Genomic DNA, 19,676 nt, shown 5'->3' with positions numbered 1-19,676 from the left:
GGCCGGATCCGGCCGCCGGGCGGGTGGTGCGGTTACTTGGAGACCGAGCCGGAGGCGCTGCCGCCGCTGGTGCCGCGCCAGGTCCAGCTCATGTTCTTCGCGCCGAACTTGGTGAACGTCAGCGTGCCCGCCGCGCAGTGGTTCCCGGTGGTCAGCGGCGTCTCGCTGAACTCCGCGCGGGTGCTGCCGACGGCGGTGCTGCCCGACGTCAGCGTGGTCTTGGTGATGCAGGTCGGCGTGCCGTCGGTGTAGGTGTAGCGCGCGGTGCCGCCGGTGCTCAGCACCGCGAACTGCACGTTGAACGTCTTGCCCTCCTGCCGCCCGGTGCCGTTCCAGACGCCGATCATCCCGGTGTCGATGTCACCGCCGCCGTAGGTCCGCGACGGGGACGGCGAGTAGGTCGGCAGCGTGTAGGGATCGGGGTCGTCGTCCTTGTTGGCGATCACGATCAGCGCGACCACCACGACCAGCGCGACCAGCGCGAGCACGCCGCAGCCGATGGCGATCGCGGGTCCCGAGGAGGAGCGCCGCGGGGGCGGCGGCGCGTAGGGCGGCCGCGGCCCCTGCGGCATCCCGCCCTGCATCGGCGGCATCTGCTGCGGAGGCGGAGGCTGCTGCATCCCCGCGTTCTGGTACATCGGCATCGGCGGCGGGGTGATGTGCTGCTGCGGGGGCGGCGGGGTGGCCCCGCCGTGCATCGGCATCGGCGGGGGCGTGATCGACTGCTGCGGGTGGGGCCGCTGCGGGGCCGGCGGCATCGGCAGCTGCGCCGCGATCCGGGTGCCCTGGTCCAGCAGGTCCTCCGCGTCGGCCTGCCGGGACGGGGCCGCGCCGACGGCCTCCAGCAGGTTGATCAGCAGCTGCGCCGCCGGGGGGCGCAGGCCCGCGTCCTTGGACAGGCAGCGGCCGATCAGGTCGCGCACCGGGCCGGCCGGGATGCGCGACAGGTCCGGCTCGTCGTTGAGGATCTTGTTGATGATCACCGGGAGGGTGTCGGCCTCGAACGGCGACTGCCCCGTGGCGGCGAACACCATGGTCGCGCCCCAGGCGAAGATGTCCACCGCCGGGGTCAGCGGCGCCCCGGTGAGCTGCTCGGGCGCCAGGTAGCCGGGGGTGCCGACGACCATGCCGGTCGCGGTGACCGCGCTCTCCTGGGAGTTGACGGTGCGGGCGATGCCGAAGTCGACCACGCGGGGGCCGTCGGAGGCCAGCATGACGTTGTTCGGCTTGAAGTCGCGGTGGACGATCCCGGCCTCGTGGATGGCGGCCAGGGCGGTCGCGGTGCCGATCGCCAGCCGTTCCAGGCCGGCGGCGTCGAAGGGGCCGTTGTGCGCCACCACGTCGTGCAGCGACGGCCCGTCGATGAACTCGCTGATGACGTAGGGCTGGTCGCCGTGCACGTCGGCGTCCAGCACCTTGGCCGTGCAGAACGCCTCGACCTTCTGCGCCGCCGTCACCTCGCGGATGAAGCGGGCGCGGGCGGCGGGATCGGAGGCCATCTGGGCGTGCAGCAGCTTGACGGCGACGTGCTGTCCGCCCGGGGCCCGGCCGAGGAAGACCGCGCCCTGCCCGCCCGCGCCGAGTCGCCCGACGATCTCGTACTGTCCCAGCGCCCGGGGATCGCCTGGCTCCAGGGGAGCGGCATCCGGCATGTGAGCCTCCAGTGACCCGCAGTGTGTTGTGCCCGCGTGTTGATCGGGGCCCCTCGGCGGGTCGTTTCGCGTCTGTTTCCGGCGGAACCCCCGACTGGGGCCCGCCCCAACCTCAGGCGGGCACGATATCGCGTTAGTTCAGACGTTTCACCGAAGCGTCTGGTTCAGCCGGAAGAGCGATCGGTCCGGACGGGGGCCGATCCCGGCCGCCCTCCCGCGTCCGGACCGCCGCGCGGGGAGGCGGGAAAGCCCGTTGGCGCGCACAACGCCGCCGGTACCGATATGATCCCGCCGCCGTGGGAAGGACGGCGGGTGTCGTGGCACTGCTTCATACCGTGACAATCCGCCGGATATGTGACGTAAACCACATTTTGTGGGCCTGCAAGGGTGTGCGGTGTCACGCGTGGGGCCGGTCGCGCCTTGTGTGTCGCAGCTCACCGCCCGTGACAGAATTTCCCGCCCGGATCGGGCACAAGTTCGGCCCCCCGTGCGTTAGATCCGCGCGACGGGGCGCATAAAGCATCGAGGGGGATGGAGAAGAAGATGGCGACGGATTACGACAGCCCGCGGAAGACGGACGACGACCTGAGTGAGGACAGCCTCCAGGAGCTCCAGGCGCGCCGTGCCGACAAGGCCGCGAGCATCATCGACGAGGACCTGGACGCCGGCGAGGTCGCCGAGCTGCCGGGCGCCGACCTGTCGAACGAGGAGCTGACCTTCCGGGTCGTTCCGCGGCAGGCCGACGAGTTCACCTGCACCCGCTGCTTCCTGGTGCACCACCGCAGCCAGCTGGCCAGCGAGAAGAACGGCCAGCCGGTCTGCCGCGAGTGCGCCGCCTGACGGGGGGCCGCCGGTGACGGAAGGTCCCGAACACCAGCCCGACCACGCGCCGTCCGCGGAACCCGGCCGGGACGCGGCGCCCCACCGCGACGCCGCGCCCCACCAGGCGTCCGGCGGGGACGCGGTGCCCGACCGGGAGGACGCGGAGATCGGCGAGCTGATCGGACGGCTCGCCGCCGACGAGTCCATGGACCGGGAGACCCGCGGCCGGCTGCTCGGCCGCCTGGCCCGGCTGCTGGGCGGCAGCGCCCGCCGGGCGGGCGCCGCGGGAGTGGCGCGCGGCCGGTGGCTGGGCGACCTGCTCATCGCCGCCGCGCCGCACATCCCCGTCCGGGACCTGGAGACACTGCGCGCCCACCACCGCGGGCTGTCCGGCGAGGACCTCGCCGACAACCTGGTCCGGGTCGCCGTCAACGGGACCACCGCCGTCGGGGCGGCGGGCGGCGCGCTGGCGGCCGTCCAGTTCACCGCCCCGCCCCTGCTGCTGTCGGCGCCCGCCCAGCTCGCCGCCGAGACACTGGTGGTCGCCGCGATCGAGGTCAAGCTCATCGCGGAGCTCCACGAGGTGTACGGGGTGCGGGTGCACGGCTCCGGCGCGACGCGCGCCGCCGCGTTCCTGACCTCCTGGGCCAGGCAGCGCGGCATCAACCCGCTGGAGACCGGGACGTTCACCGGCGCGCTGGGGTCGGCCGCCAAGGTGGCCCTGCGCAAGCGCCTGCTGCGCACGCTCGGGCGCAGCATGACGACCATGGGTCCGTTCCTGACGGGGGCGGCGGCCGGGGCGGCGCTCAACCGCACCGCCACCAAGAAGCTCGCCACCACCGTCCGCGACGACCTCCGCAGGACCGCCGGGGCCCCCGCCCCGCTGCCGGGCGAACCCCCCGCGCTCGGCTCCTCCTGACACGCCTCCCACCGACACGTCCCACCGAAACGTCCCATCGACACGTCCGCGCGGCCGCGCCGGGGCCTTCCGTCCCCCGGCGCGGCCGCGCGCCGTTCACCTCAGGCGAACTCCAGCTCGCCGCGCACCGAGTCGCGGCCGCACAGCCACATGCCGAGGGCCTCGCGCGTGCCGCGCACCTCCGGGCCGCGCCCGACCGGCCGGTGCCCGTCGGTGGGAACGAGCCGGTGCCGCAGCACCCGCCGGTTCATCCACAGGCTGAGCTGGAGCCCCTCGCGGAAGATGGCGCCCGCGACGTCGTCGGGGACCTGCCGCGTCAGGCCGAGGCCGCGCACGATGTCCTGGTGGTGTACGCCGAGGTCGCCGAGCAGGACCCCGGCGCCGAACCGGCTGGTGGTGCTGGGGCGGTCGGCCCAGTGCCGCGCCCACTCCATGAGCCGCTCGCGGGACACCGCGCGCGCCCGGTCGGCCTGCGCCTGGTTGGCGTCGTTGACGCGGAGCCCGTGGGGCAGGTACGAGGACAGGAAGTAGTCCAGCCCGATCACGTGGCCGAGCACGTCGCGCGGCGCCCACTCGGCGCACAGCGTGGTCCCGGCGTCGAAGTCGTCGTCCGAGAGCCCTTCGAGGGTCTCGACCAGGCGGTGGCGCTCGGCCCGCAGCGCGTTCTCGTAGGGAAGCCTGAGCTTGTCGAGGGGGCGCATCGTGGTCGGTCCCTTCGTGACGACTCCGGGAACGACCACGATACGCAGGGCCGGGCCGGGGGCCGACTGGACCCCCGGTCCAATGAGATCGCCCCGGCTACACCTCGGCCTTGAGGTGCGAGGGCAGCGTGCCGGTGCTCTTGGCCCACTGCCGGGCCGCCGCACGGGTGGCCAGCAGCCGCGCGACCTCCATGCCGATGCCCATCACCACGATCCAGCCGATGGCCTCGCTCAGCGCGACCTCGGGGGATTCGGGGTTGGTCGGCGGCTCCTTGCCGGTGGTCTTCTTCCACGCCAGCGCGATCGCCTTCTTGGCGACGAACCCGCCGGCGAACGCGGAACCGCCGGCCAGCACCCGCCAGCCGATATCGCCCTTGTCCGCCATCACAGTCCTCCCGTCATGCCGTTGTCCCAGACGCTACCGGAACGTCGCGATCTCAAACGCGGACGGCGTCGGCCGCCGCGCGGCGATATTCGGATGCGGCGTCACGCAGGCCCAATACCATTGGCCCATGACAGGACAGCCGCGTACACCGAACGTTCCCTCCAAGCCCTCGCTGGACGGCCTGGAGGAGAAGTGGGTACGCCGCTGGGACGAGGACGGGACCTACCGGTTCGACCGGGACCGGCCCCGTGACGAGGTCTTCTCCATCGACACCCCGCCCCCGACCGTCTCGGGGTCGCTGCACGTCGGGCATGTCTTCTCCTACACGCACACCGACACCGTCGCCCGCTACCAGCGGATGCGGGGGCGCGCCGTCTTCTACCCCATGGGCTGGGACGACAACGGCCTGCCCACCGAACGGCGCGTCCAGAACCACTTCGGCGTCCGCACCGACCCGTCGCTGCCCTACGACCCGTCGTTCGAGCCGCCGGACGAGCCCGACCCCAAGCGCCAGGTCCCGATCTCGCGGCGGAACTTCATCGAGCTGTGCGAGCGGCTCACCGCGATCGACGAGAAGGCGTTCGAGGAGATGTGGCGGCGGGTCGGCCTGTCGGTCGACTGGAGCCTGCTCTACACGACGATCGGGGACGGGTCGCGGGCGGCGTCGCAGCGGGCCTTCCTGCGTAACCTGGCGCGCGGCGAGGCGTACCTGGCCGAGGCCCCGACGCTGTGGGACGTCACGTTCCGCACCGCCGTCGCGCAGGCGGAGCTGGAGGACCGCGACCATCCGGGTGCGTTCTACCGGCTGCGGTTCCACGGGCCGGAGGGGCCGGTCCTCATCGAGACCACGCGGCCGGAGCTGCTGCCCGCGTGCGTCGCGCTGGTCGCGCACCCCGACGACGAGCGGTACCGCCCGCTGTTCGGCACGACGGTGCGGACGCCGCTGTTCGGCGTCGAGGTCCCGGTCCTGGCGCACCGGCTGGCCGAGCCGGACAAGGGCTCGGGCATCGCGATGGTCTGCACGTTCGGCGACGTCAACGACGTCACCTGGTGGCGGGAGCTGGACCTGCCCACCCGCGCGGTCGTCGGCTGGGACGGCCGGCTGGCCGGGGAGCCCCCGGAGGGCGTCCCGGCGCACCCCTACGACGAGCTGGCCGGGAAGACCGTCTTCTCCGCCAAGGAGCGCGTCGTGGAGCTGCTGCGCGAGTCCGGCGACCTGGACGGAGAGCCCCGAAGGATCACCCGGCCGGTGAAGTTCTACGAGAAGGGCTCCAAGCCCCTGGAGATCGTCACCACCCGGCAGTGGTACATCCGCAACGGCGGCCGCGACGCCGACCTGCGGGAGAAGCTGCTGGCGCGCGGCGACGAGCTGAGGTGGCACCCGGCGTACATGAAGGGCCGCTACGACAACTGGGTCGAGGGCCTGGCCGGGGACTGGCTGATCTCGCGGCAGCGGTTCTTCGGCGTCCCGATCCCGGTCTGGTACCCGCTGGACGGGAACGGCGAGCCCGACCACGACCGGCCGATCGTCCCGGACGAGTCGGCGCTGCCGGTCGACCCGTACACCGACGTCCCGCCCGGCTACACCGAGGAGCAGCGCGGCGAGCCGAACGGCTTCGCCGGCGACCCCGACATCATGGACACCTGGGCGACGTCATCGCTGACCCCGCAGATCGCGGGCGGGTGGGAGCGCGACCCGGACCTGTTCGGCCGGGTGTTCCCGTTCGACCTGCGGCCCCAGGCGCACGACATCATCCGGACCTGGCTGTTCTCCACGGTCGTCCGCGCGCACCTGGAGCACGGGTCGCTGCCGTGGAGCGACGTGGCGCTGTCGGGGTGGATCCTGGACCCCGACCGCAAGAAGATGTCCAAGTCCAAGGGCAACGTCGTCACGCCGATCTCGCTGCTGGAGGAGTACGGCTCCGACGCGGTCCGGTACTGGGCGGCCAACGGGCGGCCGGGCACCGACACCGCGTTCGACACCGGCCAGATCAAGGTCGGGCGCCGTCTCGCCATCAAGATCCTGAACGCGTCGAAGTTCGTCCTGGGCTTCGGCGAGGTGCGGCCGGACGACGAGATCCGGTGCCCGCTGGACCTGGCGATGCTGGCGGGGCTGCGCGGGGTCGTCGCCGAGGCCACCGCGGCGTTCGACGGCCATGACTACACGCGGGCGCTGGAGCGGACCGAGCGGTTCTTCTGGGAGTTCTGCGACGACTACCTGGAGCTGGTCAAGCAGCGCGCCTACGGGGAGGGCGCGGAGGCGGCCTCGGCGCGGGCGGCGCTGAACACGGCGCTGTCGGTGATGCTGCGGCTGTTCGCGCCGTTCCTGCCGTTCGTCACCGAGGAGGTCTGGTCGTGGTGGCGGGAGGGCTCGGTGCACCGGGCGTCCTGGCCCGCGGCCGGGGAGCTCCCGGACGGCGGCGACGCGACGCTGCTGGCGGTCGCGGCCGAGGCGCTGCGGCAGGTCCGCAAGGCCAAGTCCGACGCCCGGCTGTCGATGCGCGCCGAGGTCGCGGCGGCGACGGTCGCCGGGACGCGGGCGGGCGAGCTGGCCGGCGTGGCGGGGGACCTGCGGGCCGCCGGGCGCATCGCGGACCTGGACCTGCGCGAGGGCGGGGGCGACCTGACCGTCGCGGTCGAGTTCGCCGAACAGCCGCAGGGCTGACGTTCGCCGGGCTGACGTTCGCGGGGAACGCCGGTCGCTCCCGGGCGGGGGCGGCCGGCGTCGTCGCGCGGCTTGACTTCCGTCCGGCGGCGTCGCCATATTGGACATCTAGTCCAATATGGCGAAGGGTCGTGCGATGGGTGAGATCGACGAGAGGCATCCGGTCATCGCCCCCCGGCGGGTGCGGTTCGACTGGGAGGGCACCCCGCTGCACTGGATCCCGGGCGAGCCGGTCGCCACGCACTTCATCAACGTGCTGCACCTGCTGCTGCCCGCCGGGGAGCGCTGGTTCGTCCACGTCTACAAGCAGACGCTCCCGCTGATCGAGGACGAGCGGCTGCGCGCCGAGGTCAGGGGGTTCATGGGGCAGGAGGCCGTGCACGCCTACTCCCACCAGGGCGTCCTCGACCGGCACATGCTCGCGGGCGGGCTGGATCCGCGTCCGCTGACCGCCCGCATCGAGTGGCTGTTCCAGAACCTGCTGGGGGACCGGCCCCCGATCCCGCTGGTCACGCGGCGGCAGTGGCTGAGCTTCCGGGTCGGCGTGATCGCCGGGATCGAGCACTACACCGCCGTGCTCGGCCAGTGGATCCTGGACGCCCACGAGCTGGACGCGGCGGGCGCGGACCCCACGATGATGGACCTGCTGCGCTGGCACGGGGCCGAGGAGGTCGAGCACCGGTCGGTCGCGTTCGACGTGTACCAGTACGTGTCGGGGGCGTACTGGAGGCGGTTCCTCACGTTCTTCGCCGGGGTGCTGGCACTGCCGCTCACGGTCTACCTGGGCGCGGCCTACCTCTGCCACGCCGACCCGACGCTGAAGGGCGTCCGGCCGCGCGTGCGCGACTACCGGCGGGCGGTGCGGCGCGGGATCTTCCCGAGCAACCGCTTCATGATCGCGGCGGCACGGGCCTACCTGCGGCGCGACTACCACCCCTCGGCGGAGTGCTCCACGCGGAAGGCCCTGGACTACCTGGCGACGTCCCCGGCGGCGCTCGCGGCGGGCTACAAGGCCTCCTGAGCGGCGACGCGCTCGCGCAGCCACGCCGGGGCCCTGGCCGGATCGCCGTACATCGCCAGATCCTCGCGGCACGCCTCGTCCGGCGGCGGGTTCTCCGCCCAGCCCTGTGCGGGCCTGCTGTAGAAGCCGAACCGCACGCCGTGGTCCGGCTGCATGTCGATCTGGAAGGAGTACCAGCCCGCGTCGTCGCGCAGCATCTCCCGCCGCAGCTCCGTCAGCGCCGCCACCACCTCCTCCGGCGGGGCCAGGAACCGGTTGCCCAGCGACCACGAGTACGCCATGACGCTGGCCACGACCCGCGTGCCGATCCCGTTGCCGACGACCTGGACGTGCTGCACGTCGTCGGGCACGGACGCGATCAGCGCGCGCCTCACCCGTTCCATCAGCCGCGCCTCGACGGCGGTGCAGGGGGCCGCGCCGGGTCCGGGCTGCCAGCCGATCTGCGACGTCGGGCCGGGATCGACGGGCCCGCCGGTCAGCCAGGCGGGACGGGTCTCCTGGTCGGGGAAGCGCTCGGTCTCCCGGCGGAACTCCGCCGGGTCCGGGGCGTTCCACCACCGCGGCGGGTGGCTGCGGTCCACGGTCAGGATGGCGCCGCCGGGGTGGGCGAGGCCGAGGCGGGCGACGTGCCAGGAGCCGTTCTCGGCGGCGCGCAGCCGGGCGAACAGCGCGGCGACCTCCGGCGGCGGGGTGAACGGGCCGCTCTGCTCGAAGATCGTGTGGACCCGGCCGTCGATCTCTTCGTGGTCGCCGACCGCGCGGTACTCCACGGCCGCCTCCCGCCAGTCCGGGGGCAGGACCCACGCCAGGACCTCCGCGATCGCGTCGGTCGCGGCGAGCCGGTCCGGGGCGGGCGCGGCGGCGGGCGGCAGGCCGAGCCGGGCGCGCATCCAGCCGGGCACGTGCGCGTCGTCGCGGGGGAACAGCTCCAGCTCGCGGGCCAGGTCCTCGGCGGACGGGGGCGTGCTCCACGACGGCTCGCGGTCGTAGGAGGGGTGGAACGCCGTCGCGCCCCGCGGCCCGTCGAAGATCAGCCGTGCCGTCAGCCAGGTGCCGCGACCGGGCCGGCGCCACAGCTCGCGCAGCCCGGTCAGCGCCTCGTCGACCCCCTCGACCCGCCACGGGTGGGACCGGCCCGACTTGTCGGCCATGAGCAGCGTGAACGCGTTCCGCGACAGGTCCCCGACCCGCAGCGCGACGAGGCTCACCCGCCGCCACCCCTCCGGGGCCTGGGCGCGGATCTCCTCGGTGATCCGGTCGAGCAGCGCGTCGTGTCGGTCGGCGGGCACGTGATCGGGAACGTCCGGCATGCCGGCGACCCTAGCGCGGGCCGGTGACGGCCCGGTGGCGACTTACGTTCCGGACGGCGGGGCACTAACGTAAGTGTTCACTGATCTCCGTCTCCCGCAGGAGCCGCTCCGTGACCTCCACCAGCCCCCCGGACATCGACGAATACCGGCGGACGGCGCGCGCGTGGCTGGAGTCCCGCACCGCCGGGCTGCCGCCCGACCCGGGCCTGGACGACGCCCGCGCCTTCATGGCCGACCTGTACGACGCCGGGTACTCCGGCATCACCTGGCCCGTCGAGTACGGGGGGCAGGGGCTGTCGGCGGCCGAGGAGCGCGCGTTCCAGCAGGCCGCGAGCGACTTCACGCTCCCGGTCGGCGTGTTCGGCATCGGCCTTGGGATGTGCGGGCCGACGCTGCTGTCGATCGGCACCGAGGAGCAGAAGCGGCGCTACCTCCCGCCGCTGCTGCGCGGCGAGGAGATCTGGTGCCAGATGTTCTCCGAGCCGGGCGCGGGCTCGGACGTGGCGTCGCTGCAGACCCGCGCGGTCCGCGACGGCGACCACTGGGTCGTCAACGGGCAGAAGGTGTGGACGTCGGTCGCCCGGCAGGCCGACCGCGGGCTGCTGATCGCCCGCACCGACCCGGACGTGCCCAAGCACCAGGGCATCACGATGTTCGTGATCGACATGCACGACCCGGGCGTGACGGTCCGGCCGCTGCGCGACATGACCGGCGAGTCCCACTTCAACGAGATCTTCTTCGACGACGTGCGGGTGCCCGCCGAGAACGTCGTCGGCGAGGTCAACGGCGGCTGGTCGGCGGCCGTGACGACCCTGCTGCACGAACGCGTGTCGATCGGCATGGGCGCGGCCCGCACCGAACGGCCCGCCTCGTTCGCCGCGCTGCGGCGGGCGGCGGCCGAGCGCGGCCTGCTGGCCGACCCCGCCGTCCGGGAGCGGCTGGTGGACCTCTACCTCCGGGAACGCGCGTTCGACCTGCTGAACGCGAAGATGTCGCAGGAGGTCAAGGCCGGGATCCAGCCCGGCGCGCGCGGCTCGGTGGTGAAGCTGCTGCTGGCCGACCTCACCCTGGACGGCGCCGACGCCGCCAGCGAGATCCTCGGCCCCGACACCGTCGCCCACGACGACGAGGGACGGATCGCGCGGGCGCTGGCGTGGGGCCCCGGCATGGCCCTCGGCGGCGGCACCAACGAGATCATGCGCAACATCATCGGCGACCGCGTCCTCGGCCTGCCCCGCGAGCCGCAGGTGGACCGCGCCGTTCCGTTCAAGGACCTGAAGGTCGGCACGCAGGCGAAGGAGGCGGACCGGTGAGGCTGATCCCGACCGAGGAGCAGAGGGACCTGGCCGCCGCGGTGCGCGCGTTCCTGGCCGACCACGCGCCGATGGCGGAGGTGCGGCGGGTCGCCGAGTCGGACGCCTCCTACGACGCGCGGCTGTGGGAGCGGCTGTCGGGCGAGCTGGGCCTGGCGGGGCTGATCGTCCCCGAGGAGTACGGCGGCTCCGGGGCGGGCCACGCCGACCTGGCCGCCGCGCTGGAGGAGCTGGGCGCGGCGCTCACCCCCTCGCCGCTGCTGGCGACGGTCCTGGCGACCGGGGCCCTGCTCGCCTCCGGCGACGGCGCGGCGGCCAAGGACCTGCTGCCCGGCATCGCCTCCGGTGCGACGGTGGCGACGTTCACGGTGCCCGTCCCCGGCGACCCGCGCGCCCGCCTGCGCGACGGGGCGCTGCACGGGACCGCGCCGCGCGTGCTGAACGGCGCCGACGCCGGCCTGGTCGTCGTGGCCGCGGCGACGGGGGAGGGGGACTCCCCGCTCGGCCTGTTCGCCGTCGAGGGGGACGCGGCCGGGCTGACCCGCACGCCCCTGAACGTCCTCGACCTGACCCGCCCCCAGGCGCGCCTCGACTTCGACGGCGTCCCGGCCCGGCGGATCGGTCCCGGGGACGCGGGGGAGGCCGTCGCCCGCGCGCTGGACCTGGCGGCGGTCGCGCTGGCCGCCGAGCAGCTCGGCGGGATGCGGCGCTGCCTGGACGCGATCGTGGAGTACGCGAAGCTGCGGGTGCAGTTCGGGCGGTACGTGGGGTCCTTCCAGGGCGTCAAGCACAGGCTGGCCGACATGCACTGCGTGCTGGAGCAGGCCGAGGCGGTCGCCCGGCACGCCGCCTGGGCCGCCGACGAGGCGCCCGGGGAGCTGCCGGTCGCCGCCGCGTTCGCCCAGTCCTACCTGGGCCGCGCCTACTTCCAGGTCGCCCGCGACCATCTGCTGCTGCACGGCGGCATCGGCTTCACCTGGGAGCACGACGCGCACCTGTACTACAAGCGCGCCAAGGGCGACGAGCTCCTGCTGGGAGCGCCCCGCCACCACCGCGCCCGCCTGGCCGAACGCCTCGGCCTGCTGGTCTGACCGGCCCCCGCGGACCCCGGGCGGGGCGGACGGCGCGCACCCCGTCCGTCCCGCCCGGCCGCCCGTCGTGCGGGGTCAGCGGGGGGTGTAGGGGTTCTGCTGGCCGTCGAGCGAGGCGTTCAGCCAGGCCGCGAACCCCTCCGGCGACATGCGGGCCAGGTCGGGGACGGCCTCGACGCGCTGGCGGCCGAGGGCGCGCCCGAACTCGACCAGGGCGTTGCCGAACGTCCTGCGCTCGGCGTCGTAGCGCGCCGCCGCCCTCTCCCAGGAGTCCTCCTCCCGGCACGCCCGCTCCAGCGCGAGCGCGTCCTGCATCGCCTTGACCGCCCCGCTGCCGGTGTGCGGCCGGGCCAGCGCCCCGGCGTCGCCCGCCAGCAGCACCCGCCCGTCCGCGTAGGCGGGCACGGTCTGGTCGTAGATCGGCTGGACGTGCAGCAGCGAACGCGGCGTCGCGCGCACCGCCTCGGCCCACACGGGCGGCAGCGCCTCGGCGGCGAGCCGCCGCACCTCCGCCACGAGCCCGTCGCCGAGCGAGCCGCGGGGCAGTGACATCGCGTGCCCGGCGGTCAGGCCGGGCGGCGGCGGGGCGTACAGGCCCCAGTTGAGGCGCTCGCCCGCGCCCGCCGGGTCCGGCATCCGGTAGAAGACCGCGTGCCCGCGCGGGAAGCCCACGGCGACGGCCCGGTCGGTGATCGGCCAGCGGGACGCGTCCTGGGGGAGGTCCCCGCGCCACAGCACGTACCCGGCGTAGGAGGGCCCGACCGGCGATCCCAGCAGCGCGCGGACCAGGGAGCGGTAGCCGTCCGCGCCGACCACGGCGTCGAACCGTTCGACCGACCCGTCGTCCAGGGTGACCGCCGGGCCGCCGGGCGCGACCGCCACCACCGCGCGCCCGGCCCGGTACGTCCCCTCGGGCACCCGCGCGCGCAGGGCGCGCCACAGGACGGCCCAGTTCGTGGCGAGCGCGGGGAAGGGCTGCTCCCCGACGCGCCGCCCGCCGTCGCCGCCCGGGGCCCGGACGAGCCAGTCGATCGCGGTGATGGGGATCGTCGGCAGGTCCGCGTCCAGGTACCCGGCGGTGACCAGGGCGTCCCGCACCGGGACGGGCATCGTGATCCCGGCGCCCCGGTCCAGGAGCTCGCCCCGGCTGCGTTCGAAGACGGTGGGCTCGCATCCGGCGTTCCGCAACGCGACGGCCACCGCGCATCCGGCGACGCTTCCGCCCACGACGGCCACACGCGTATCGGTCAGGGGCATGACAGCCTCCAGGGTTCGGGCCGCCCGCCCCCACGTTAACCGGCGCGCCGCGGCGGATCACTTATTGACAGTGACGCTAATAGCGGCGAACAATGTGGTTCGCTCTCTTACCACTCTTCTCCTGGAGCTCCCATGCGCCTGCGGACCACCGCCGCCGTCGGCATCACCGCTCTGCTCGCCACCCTCACCGCCGCCCCCGCCCCCGCCCACGCCCAGCCGCGCGGCCCCATCCCACCGCGCACCGCCGTCCCCGACGCCTTCTACACGCCGCCCGCCGGGTACGAGGGCACCGCGCCCGGCACGGTCCTGCGCTCCCGCCGCGTGCAGACCGCCGCGCTCTCCCTGCTGCCCCAGCCGGTCGAGGCGTGGCAGCTGCTGTACCGCACGGCCGACCAGCACGGACGGCCGATGGCGACGGTGACGACCGTCCTGCGCCCGTCCGGCGGCGCGCCCAAGGGCCTGGTGTCCTACCAGATCGCCCAGGACTCGTCCGCGCCGCACTGCGCCCCCTCGCACGCCATCCGCCTGGGCAACCCGCTGGACGGCGTGACCGGCAACCTGGAGATCCTGCTGGCCGACTCCGTCGTCGCCAACGGCTTCGCCGTCTCGGTGCCCGACTACCAGGGCCCCGACAGCCAGTTCGGCGCGCCGAAGCAGCCCGGCTACGCGATCCTGGACGGCGTGCGCGCCGCCCAGCGCTTCGCCCCGCTGGACCTGCCCGGCAGCCGGACCCCGGTCGGGATCTGGGGCTACTCCGGCGGCTCCCTGGCTTCCGGCTGGGCCGCCGAGACGCAGCCCGGCTACGCGCCCGAGCTGAACGTCAGGGGCGTCGCGGTCGGCGGCTTCGTGACCGACTTCGGCCAGGCCCTGCTGAAGATCAACGGCGGGTACGGCGGCGGGCTCATCGCCTCGGTGCTGCCGGGCGTGCTGCGCTCCAACCCCGACCTGGCGCGCATCGCCGACCGGTACCTCACCCCCGAGGGCAGGGCGCTGCTGGCCAGGAGCACCACCCAGTGCGTGGGGCCGAACGTGCTGCGGTACCTGTTCTTCGACGCCGACCGGTACCTGACGGTCCCGCTGCGGACGCTGCTGGACCGCCCCGAGGTGCGGGAGGCGCTGGAGCGGCACGACCTCGGGAAGACGGCCCCGACCGCGCCGATGTTCGTCTACCACGCCGTCCACGACGAGCTGATCCCGGTCGACGGGGCCGACCGCGCCGTCCGGGGCTACTGCGCGCGCGGCACGAAGATCACCTACACCCGCGAGCAGGTCAGCAGCCACGGCTCGCTGGCGGTGACCGGCGGCCCGGCGGTGCTGAGCTGGCTGACCCGGCGTCTCGACGGCACCCTGCCCGACCCCGCCGGGTGCTCCACCCGCACGATCCCCTCGACCCTGCTGACCCCCGAGGCGACCAGGGACGTCCCGCACTTCCTGCTCAGCGTCGTCCAGGGGATGCAGGGCCGGCGCGTCGTCACCGACCCCCCGGCGGACCGGTAGTTTCCCCGGCTCCCCGGCAGGGCACTGCTCGTAGCGCCGGGGAAACCGCGGGCACCGCCTTCGAACGCGGGGGAGATCTGTGCGGGACGTGTTGCGGCACTGGACGCCCGAGCTCGCCGAACGGCTCGGGGAGGTCTACCGGGACCTGCACCGGCACCCCGAACTCTCCCTGCACGAACACCGCACCGCCGGCCGGGTCGCCGCCGCGCTCGGACCGCTGGGCTGCGAGGTCGCCACCGGGATCGGCGGCACCGGGGTCGTCGCCGTGCTGCGCAACGGCGACGGCCCCGTGGTCATGCTCCGGGCCGACATGGACGCCCTCCCGGTCGCCGAGGAGACCGGGCTGCCGTACGCGAGCACCGCGCGGGGCGTGGACGAGTCCGGAGCCGAGGTGCCGGTCATGCACGCCTGCGGGCACGACATGCACGTCGCCTGCCTGCTCGGGGCGCTGGAGACGCTGGCGCGGGGCCGCGCGGCGTGGTCCGGCACGGTGCTCGCGGTGTTCCAGCCCGCCGAGGAGCTGGTGCGCGGCGCCCAGGACATGATCGACGACGGGCTGTTCGAGCGCTTCCCCCGGCCGGAGGTGGTGCTCGGGCAGCACGTCGCCCCGCTGCCCGCCGGAACGGTCGGGTACGGCGAGGGCCCCGTCATGGCCGCCGGCGACTCCGTCCAGGTGACGCTGTTCGGCCGCGGCGGCCACGGGGCGCGGCCCGAGGACGCCGTCGACCCCGTCGTGATGGCCGCCGCCGTGGTGATGCGGCTCCAGGGCATCGTCGCGCGCGAGGTGCCGCACCACGAGAAGGTCGTGCTCACCGTCGGGCGGCTGCACGCCGGAACCAAGGACAACGTCATCCCCGACACCGCCGAGCTGGGGATCGGCGTCCGCAGCTTCGACCCGGCGGTCCGGGACCGGGTCCGCGCCGCCGTGGAGCGCGTCGTGCGCGCCGAGGCCGCCGCCAGCGGAGCCGACCGGGAGCCCGCGTTCGCCTGGAAGACCGGCGCGCCCGTGCTGGTCAGCGACCCGCGGGCCACCGCCGTGACGGCCGAGGCGTTCCGCGAGCGGTTCGGGGCCGACCGGGTGGTGCCGCTCCCGCCGCTCGCGGCCAGCGAGGACGTCGGCCGGTACGGCGAGGCGCTCGGGGTGCCGACGGTGTTCTGGTTCTGGGGCGGGGCCGACCCGCGGGCGTTCGCCGAGGCCGCGGCCGAGGGGCGGCTGCCGCCGTTCAACCACTCGCCGCGTTTCGCGCCGGTCCTGGAGCCGACCCTCACCACGGGCGTGCAGGCCCTGACCGTCGCCGCCCTGACCTGGCTGGACACCCCCTGACCGGGGGTCAGTAGGTGAACGGCAGGTGCTTGATCCCGTTGATGAAGTTGGAGAACAGGTGGTCGGGGCGGCCCGCGGAGCGGATCTCCGGCAGGCGCGTGAACAGCTCGCGGAACATCACGGTGATCTCGCGGCGGGCCAGGTTCGCGCCGAGGCAGAAGTGGGGGCCGGGGCCGCCGAAGCCCACGTGCGGGTTGGGGGAGCGCGTGATGTCGAACGCGCCGGCGTTGGCGAAGACCTCCTCGTCGCGGTTGGCCGAGTTGTAGAACAGCAGGACCTTGTCGCCCTCGCGGTAGAGGTGGCCGTTCATCTCGTGGTCGCGGGTGAGGGTGCGGCGGAACTGGATGACCGGGGTCGCCATGCGGACGATCTCCTCGACCGCGCCGGGGATGTACCGGTCGAAGTCGCCGAGCAGCAGCTCGCGCTGGTCGGGGTGGTCGGTCAGCAGTTTCAGGCCGTGGGACATCGCGTTGCGCGTGGTCTCGTTGCCCGCCACCACCAGCAGGATGAAGAACGACCCGATCTCCTGGTCGGTCAGCGACTCCCCGTCGATATTGGCCGTGACCAGCGCCGAGACCAGGTCGTCGCCGGGTTCGCGGCGGCGCTTGCGGGCCAGCTTCATCGCCAGGTGGTTCAGCTCGTAGCCCGCCGTGAGGCCCCGGGTGAGGCCGTAGAAGACGCCGGTGCGGGTGACGCCGGTCTCGGCGAGGCGGAGGCCGCCGGTGTACTCGGGGTCGCCGAGGCCCAGGATGACGTTGGAGCGGTCGAACACCATCGGCCGGTCGCGGTCCGGGACGCCCGCCATGTCGCAGATCACCTGCAACGGCAGCCGCGCCGCGACCCGGGTGACGAAGTCGCCGGGCCCCTCGCGCAGCACGTCGTCCACGATGCGGGTCGCGGTCGCCTGGAGGTCGGTCTCCATCTTCGCCAGCATGCGCGGGGTGAACGCCCGCGACACCACGCGGCGGATCCGGGCGTGCCGCGGATCGTCCATGTTGATCATCGAGCCGAAGTAGCGGGCCAGGTACGGCGGCAGGTCGGCGATGCTGTTGGAGCACGGCTCGCTGGAGAACACCTCGGGGGTGCGGCTGGCCTCCACCACGTCGGCGTGCCGCACCAGCGCCCAGTAGCCGGGCCCGCCGCCGAGGAACGGCAGCTTCAGCTCCGGGAAGAACACCGGGCGCTCCCGGGCCCGCAGCGCCGCGAACGCCGCCTCGCGCTCGCGGCGCGGCCGGGACCAGAACGCGATGTCCGACAGGTTGATGTCGTGCCGTACCGCCGTGGTCACACCGCACCGCCCTTGGAGCCGAATCGGGTTCGGTTCCATCGAAGCCAGGCGGTGCGGCGGCGTCAAGGGCTCGGGCGGGGATCAGGCGGCGGGCGCGACGATCCGGCGGTGCAGCACGGCGCGCTCGACGGCCGTCCAGGCGGTGGACACCAGCAGGTACAGTCCGGCGGCCAGCGGGACGAACGCCGCCACCGCCACCGTCCCGAACGGCATCAGCCGCAGCACGCCCGCCATCGGCGCGTCCGCCGGGACCCGCCGCGACGTCACCCACGCCACGGCCAGCAGCAGCGCGAACAGCCCCAGGAACACCAGCGACGCCGGGGACAGGATCCCGCCGCCGAGCACGCCGATCCAGTTCTGGCCGAGCGGCGCGGCCAGCAGCGTGTGGGTGAGCAGGAGGTTCTGGTGCCCGGCGACCGTCGCCGACAGGAATAGCCGGTACATGACCGTGAAGAACGGCAGCTGCGCCAGCGCGGGCAGGCACCCGGCCAGCGGCGTTCCCTCGGCGCGGTACAGCTCCAGGGTCTTGCGCTGGAGGAGCTGCGGGTCCTTGGCGTGCTTCCGCTGCAGTTCCCGCACCTTGGGCAGCAGCCGCTGCCGGGAGCGCTCGCCCCGCGCCTGCGCGACGGACAGCGGGAGCAGCAGCAGCCGCACGCCCATGGTGAACAGGACGATCGCGGCGGCGGTCGCCAGGTCCCCGGCGACCGGGGACAGCGCGTCGGCCAGCCCGCCGACCAGGTCGTGGGCGGCGGACACGGGGGCATCCAGCAAGAACATCGAAAAGCCTTCCGGAGAGGAAAAGGGGGATCGGTCGACCTTCCGGCCGCCGCTCAGGCGGCCGCGATCCCCGCTCCGGGCGCTCTCGGCCGGGGCCGCCCCGCCGCGTCCGGGTCGCGCTGCGGCAGGAACGCCGTGCGCAGCGTGCGTTCCCGCAGCGTCGTCCGCAGCCGCGCCAGCGCCGAACGCGGCTCCCGCCGCAGCACGGGCAGCGTGGCGGCCAGCACCAGCAGCGCCGCCACCCCGGCCGTGGCCAGCGCGGTCCACACGCCCATCCCGCCGAGGTCGGCCGGGAACGCGCCCACGCCGACCAGCCGCAGCACCGCGGCGATGATCAGCAGCATGGACGTCCCCTCCTCGCCCTACCCGACGCACGGCCGGTTCCCCGGGTTCCCGCCGGATCTCAGAGCGCCGACAGCAGGGCCAGGGCGGTCAGGGCGGTCAGCGCCGTCGCGTTCCTGATCCACGGCATGCGGGCGCCGATCGCCGCGTCCCGGTCCGGGTCGCGCGCCCAGAACGTCAGCGCCGAGCTGAGCGCCCGGCCCGCGCCGAACGCCGCGCCCACCGCCAGGCACGCCCCGAGCCCCTGGTGGCTCAGCAGCAGCCCCAGCGCCAGCACGTAGGGCGCGCTCGCCGACACGTACGTGCGCACCCCGGTGCCCATCTCGAACCCGAACTGCAGGGCCCCGCGCCGCAGCCGGAACTGCAGCACCTCCTGCGGGATCTGCCGCGCGTTCTGCGGCAGCGGCACCGTGACCCAGCCCAGCTCGCGCGCCACCCCCACCGCCGCGACCAGCAGGATCGACACCGTGCGCGCGGTATCGGGGAGCGGCGCGGCCAGCCCGGACAGCACCCAGACCACCGCCCCGCTCAGCACGCCCCCGAGCAGCAGCCCGAGGGCGAAGACGGCCAGGACCTCGCCCTGCCGTACGTTGGCCCGCCAACCTGGCGAGAACAGCACCGACTCGCTGTTACGCGTTCAAACGCTGCCCGACAGCGAGAACCCCGCCAGCGCGCCGACCGCCGCCCAGCACAGCACCGTCGCGTCCAGCGCCGCCGCCGCGACGGCCAGCAGCGCCAGCACCGGGACCGGCAGCAGCGGCTCGGTCAGGGCCCGGCGCAGTCGACCGGCGGGGACTACCTCCCGCACGGCGTCACTTCCCGCACAGTGTCACTTCCCGCACGGCGTCACTTCCTGCACGACGTCGCCTTACGGCAGATGGTCTTGTACCAGCTCCCGCGCGAGGACTTCTTCCACCCGTCGTGGCACCGCCACGTCACGCCCCGCGCGCAGGACCCGCAGCGGCGCGAGTACGCCCACAGCCAGCCGTCCCAGCCGCCGCCGTAGCACTGGTTGGGCCGCAGCTTGTACTTGCCGGGATGGGACTTGCCGGACTTGTGGTAGCCCTTGTACGTGCCGCTGGTCCGGCAGCAGTCGGAGCACACCACGCTGGGGCCGCAGCCGGGCGAGCAGTTGTGGTTGGCGGCGTAGGAGGGGCAGCGCGGGTAGATCTGGTAGCCGCCCGGGGCCCGGTACCCGGCGGCGAGGGCCTGCCGCGCGGGCGGGAAGACGCCGAGGGCGTTCAGCCCCACCGCCGCCCCGGCCGCCGCCAGCCCCGCCAGCACGCCCCGGCGGCCCACCCGGGCGCGCGCC

The 19,676-nt window shown here is 74.3% G+C and carries 19 protein-coding genes; 8 read left to right on the top strand and 11 right to left on the bottom strand.

What is annotated here, in order from left to right:
- Positions 1–32 precede the first annotated feature (32 nt).
- The gene (locus tag AKI01S_RS38055) at positions 33–1,652 is read right to left on the bottom strand and encodes a serine/threonine-protein kinase (RefSeq protein ID WP_067829441.1); all 1,620 of its coding nucleotides are present in this window, start codon (positions 1,650–1,652) and stop codon (positions 33–35) included.
- Between the two features lie 543 nt (positions 1,653–2,195).
- On the opposite strand from AKI01S_RS38055, the gene AKI01S_RS38050 reads away from it, so the two are divergent.
- Both AKI01S_RS38050 and AKI01S_RS38045 read left to right on the top strand, forming a co-directional pair.
- On the top strand, positions 2,196–2,492 hold the full coding sequence (locus AKI01S_RS38050) for a DUF4193 domain-containing protein (RefSeq protein WP_067829483.1): 297 nt from the start codon (positions 2,196–2,198) through the stop codon (positions 2,490–2,492).
- A gap of 124 nt (positions 2,493–2,616) precedes the next feature.
- Entirely contained in the window at positions 2,617–3,393 is a 777-nt protein-coding gene (locus tag AKI01S_RS38045; RefSeq protein ID WP_245681943.1) for a hypothetical protein, read from the top strand.
- A 101-nt stretch (positions 3,394–3,494) separates the two neighbouring features.
- On the opposite strand, the gene AKI01S_RS38040 is transcribed toward AKI01S_RS38045, so the two are convergent.
- Together AKI01S_RS38040 and AKI01S_RS38035 are read right to left on the bottom strand one after the other, a co-directional pair.
- Complete coding sequence (locus tag AKI01S_RS38040) at positions 3,495–4,094, bottom strand: maleylpyruvate isomerase family mycothiol-dependent enzyme (RefSeq protein ID WP_067829438.1); 600 nt, start codon at positions 4,092–4,094, stop codon at positions 3,495–3,497.
- 97 nt (positions 4,095–4,191) lie between these two features.
- Positions 4,192–4,479, bottom strand: a complete 288-nt coding sequence (locus AKI01S_RS38035) for a DUF4235 domain-containing protein (RefSeq protein WP_067829434.1) — start codon at positions 4,477–4,479, stop codon at positions 4,192–4,194.
- 127 nt (positions 4,480–4,606) lie between these two features.
- Between AKI01S_RS38035 and valS the strand changes: the two genes are divergently transcribed.
- Entirely contained in the window at positions 4,607–7,144 is a 2,538-nt protein-coding gene (valS, locus tag AKI01S_RS38030) for a valine--tRNA ligase (protein ID WP_067829431.1), read from the top strand.
- Positions 7,145–7,280: 136 nt separating this feature from the next.
- Positions 7,281–8,165, top strand: a complete 885-nt coding sequence (locus AKI01S_RS38025) for a metal-dependent hydrolase (protein WP_067829428.1) — start codon at positions 7,281–7,283, stop codon at positions 8,163–8,165.
- On the opposite strand, the gene AKI01S_RS38020 is transcribed toward AKI01S_RS38025, so the two are convergent.
- Positions 8,150–9,475: a hypothetical protein gene (locus AKI01S_RS38020; protein WP_067829426.1), complete on the bottom strand. Its 1,326-nt coding sequence runs from the start codon at positions 9,473–9,475 to the stop codon at positions 8,150–8,152. The genes AKI01S_RS38025 and AKI01S_RS38020 overlap by 16 nt on opposite strands.
- Positions 9,476–9,585: 110 nt before the next feature.
- Here AKI01S_RS38020 and AKI01S_RS38015 point away from each other — a divergent pair, with 110 nt between their 5' ends.
- A complete protein-coding gene (locus AKI01S_RS38015) occupies positions 9,586–10,788 on the top strand; it encodes an acyl-CoA dehydrogenase family protein (RefSeq protein ID WP_157420464.1) in 1,203 nt (400 codons plus the stop codon).
- Positions 10,785–11,879, top strand: coding sequence for an acyl-CoA dehydrogenase family protein (locus tag AKI01S_RS38010; protein WP_157420463.1), 1,095 nt, complete (start codon positions 10,785–10,787; stop codon positions 11,877–11,879). The genes AKI01S_RS38015 and AKI01S_RS38010 overlap by 4 nt, the downstream gene beginning before the upstream one ends.
- Before the next feature lie 75 nt (positions 11,880–11,954).
- On the opposite strand, the gene AKI01S_RS38005 is transcribed toward AKI01S_RS38010, so the two are convergent.
- The gene (locus tag AKI01S_RS38005) at positions 11,955–13,136 is read right to left on the bottom strand and encodes an FAD-dependent monooxygenase (protein WP_084000652.1); all 1,182 of its coding nucleotides are present in this window, start codon (positions 13,134–13,136) and stop codon (positions 11,955–11,957) included.
- Between the two features lie 132 nt (positions 13,137–13,268).
- Here AKI01S_RS38005 and AKI01S_RS38000 point away from each other — a divergent pair, with 132 nt between their 5' ends.
- A complete protein-coding gene (locus tag AKI01S_RS38000) occupies positions 13,269–14,633 on the top strand; it encodes a lipase family protein (RefSeq protein WP_067829420.1) in 1,365 nt (454 codons plus the stop codon).
- Positions 14,634–14,712: 79 nt separating this feature from the next.
- Positions 14,713–15,957: an amidohydrolase gene (locus tag AKI01S_RS37995; RefSeq protein WP_067829416.1), complete on the top strand. Its 1,245-nt coding sequence runs from the start codon at positions 14,713–14,715 to the stop codon at positions 15,955–15,957.
- Between the two features lie 7 nt (positions 15,958–15,964).
- On the opposite strand, the gene AKI01S_RS37990 is transcribed toward AKI01S_RS37995, so the two are convergent.
- The 6 genes from AKI01S_RS37990 to AKI01S_RS52055 form a co-directional block, all read right to left on the bottom strand.
- The gene (locus AKI01S_RS37990) at positions 15,965–17,284 is read right to left on the bottom strand and encodes a cytochrome P450 (RefSeq protein ID WP_067829413.1); all 1,320 of its coding nucleotides are present in this window, start codon (positions 17,282–17,284) and stop codon (positions 15,965–15,967) included.
- Between the two features lie 42 nt (positions 17,285–17,326).
- Positions 17,327–18,022: a YidC/Oxa1 family membrane protein insertase gene (locus AKI01S_RS37985; protein ID WP_067829409.1), complete on the bottom strand. Its 696-nt coding sequence runs from the start codon at positions 18,020–18,022 to the stop codon at positions 17,327–17,329.
- 53 nt (positions 18,023–18,075) lie between these two features.
- Positions 18,076–18,366: a DUF6412 domain-containing protein gene (locus tag AKI01S_RS37980; protein ID WP_067829406.1), complete on the bottom strand. Its 291-nt coding sequence runs from the start codon at positions 18,364–18,366 to the stop codon at positions 18,076–18,078.
- 59 nt (positions 18,367–18,425) lie between these two features.
- The gene (locus tag AKI01S_RS37975) at positions 18,426–18,983 is read right to left on the bottom strand and encodes a hypothetical protein (protein ID WP_084000651.1); all 558 of its coding nucleotides are present in this window, start codon (positions 18,981–18,983) and stop codon (positions 18,426–18,428) included.
- Between the two features lie 18 nt (positions 18,984–19,001).
- Complete coding sequence (locus AKI01S_RS52060) at positions 19,002–19,172, bottom strand: hypothetical protein (RefSeq protein WP_169814087.1); 171 nt, start codon at positions 19,170–19,172, stop codon at positions 19,002–19,004.
- Positions 19,173–19,210: 38 nt separating this feature from the next.
- The coding region (locus AKI01S_RS52055; protein ID WP_218009979.1) for a hypothetical protein at positions 19,211–19,676 on the bottom strand (466 nt) is incomplete at its 5' end.

The organism is Actinomadura kijaniata NBRC 14229 (genome assembly GCF_001552175.1).
Classification (GTDB): Bacteria; Actinomycetota; Actinomycetes; order Streptosporangiales; family Streptosporangiaceae; genus Spirillospora; species Spirillospora kijaniata.
Note: the sequence above shows the minus strand (reverse complement) of the source record. Positions and strands in the feature narration are given on the sequence as shown.